The 1,776-nt window shown below is 48.9% G+C and carries 3 protein-coding genes; all 3 read left to right on the top strand.

The window, feature by feature from the left end; genetic code table 11:
- Window positions 1–175 precede the first annotated feature (175 nt).
- Genes ACYC56_RS07855 through ACYC56_RS07845 form a run of 3 tightly spaced genes read left to right on the top strand, consistent with a single transcriptional unit; the run spans window position 176 to window position 1,655 of the window.
- Entirely contained in the window at window positions 176–793 is a 618-nt protein-coding gene (locus ACYC56_RS07855; protein WP_461373628.1) for a chemotaxis protein CheX, read from the top strand.
- Window positions 794–795: 2 nt separating this feature from the next.
- Window positions 796–1,281, top strand: a complete 486-nt coding sequence (locus tag ACYC56_RS07850; RefSeq protein WP_461373627.1) for a chemotaxis protein CheD — start codon at window positions 796–798, stop codon at window positions 1,279–1,281.
- An 11-nt stretch (window positions 1,282–1,292) separates the two neighbouring features.
- Window positions 1,293–1,655, top strand: coding sequence for a response regulator (locus ACYC56_RS07845; RefSeq protein WP_461373626.1), 363 nt, complete (start codon window positions 1,293–1,295; stop codon window positions 1,653–1,655).
- The last annotated feature ends 121 nt before the right edge of the window (window positions 1,656–1,776 follow it).

Raw genomic sequence — 1,776 nt, 5'->3', positions numbered from 1 at the left:
GGCAAAGTTGCACTGGTAGTCGACCCTGTCAGCCTTATCTCTAAGGTCGATACCCAGAGGTCCCTCTCAAACCAGACCATCGATTTTGGAAAGAAGCTAGGTCGCAAGAAGACGGCGTAAGCGCCGCTTGCTTGCTCGAATATTTAACATAAATGTTAGGCGAGGAGAGATCACAGTGTCCCAATTAGCCGGCGGCTTAACGCCAAAGCAGAAGGATATGCTTGAGAGGATAATCAAGCTGAGCACCGATAGCTCGGCGGTTGCCCTGTCGGAGATGACAGACAAAGCAATCTTCCTGGAATCACCCCGACTCGATATCGTCACACTCGAGTCTGTAGTCGGGATAACCGGCGGTGCGGAAGTCACCGCCGTAAGTGTTTTCTTGATGTTCGAGGGCGAGATAAATGGAAACATGCTCTTGGTGTTTCCTGGAGACAGCGCATTTAAGCTTATAGATATAGTGATGCGCGAGGACAGGGGCGGCATACAAGAGCTGGATGAGATGGGGACATCGGTGTTGGGAGAGATAGGCAACCTTGTTTCCGCATACTTCCTTAGCACCCTATCGGACTACACAGGACTGGATTTACGCCCATCTTCTCCCATGGTCGCCGAGGACATGGTCGGCGCAATCATAAGTTCTGCCGTCATGACGTTGGAACGGGCACCGGAAGAGATACTTTATATCGAAACCGAGATAGCTGACGAAACCAGCAAGATTGAAGGATACTTGATGCTCTTTACCGATGAAGATTCTCTAGGATCGTTACTACGAGCGATAGAAACGAGGTAGCCGTGCCTGAAACATTTAATGTAGGTATCGGCGAGCTAAAGGTCTCAAAGGATGCGCAAGCCGTGATTATCACCAGAGGTCTTGGATCATGTGTGGCGGTCTGTCTCTACGATAAGGCTGCAAAGGTCGCAGGAATGGCCCACATAATGCTCCCGCAAGACAATGGCAAGGATAGTGTGCTGACCGCAAGATATGCTGACTCGGGCGTTCCAAGGCTCCTCGATGCGATGGTCAAGCAAGGCGCGAATCCACACAATATGATAGTCAAAATAGCCGGCGGAGCAAGGATGTTTAATATGCCCGGCGGCAACAGTCTTCTAGAGATAGGAGAGCGCAATGTCGAGGCGGTTAGAGCCGTTCTCAAAGAACTTAAGTTGAATCTGGTTGCTGCCGATACAGGTAAAGATTACGGTAGGACCGTCGAGTTATCAGTCGCAACCGGAGAACTTTTTGTAAAAGCAATCGGTCACAACACGTTTGTAATATAGGAGGCATAAGAATGGGGAAGAGTGTCTTAGTCGTCGACGATGCCGCATTCATGAGGATGAAGATCGTTAAACTTCTCTCTGATAATGGCTATAACGTCGCAGGTGAAGCCGGCAATGGCGAAGAGGCCATTATCAAGTACCAACAGCTCAAGCCGGATCTAGTAATCATGGACATCACCATGCCGGTCATGGATGGAATAGCCGCTATTACTGAGATCAAGAAAGTCGACGACGATGCCAAAGTAATAGTATGTAGTGCAATGGGACAACAGAACATGGTCATCCAGGCTATTAAGTCCGGTGCTAAAGACTATGTACTAAAGCCGTTCCAGCCCGACAGGGTTCTCGAGGCCGTCAAAAAGCAAATCGGTTAACCTTTAAGTCTGGAGCGTGACGCAATTGTCTCAAATAAAAGTCCTAGTGGTCGACGACTCATTTTTTACCCGTAAGCGTTTAATCGATATGTTGTCGTCAGACCCGCAGATAGCGATTATT

Source organism: Candidatus Aquicultor sp., assembly GCF_054640775.1.
This window is presented reverse-complemented; position numbering and strand designations above follow the sequence as displayed.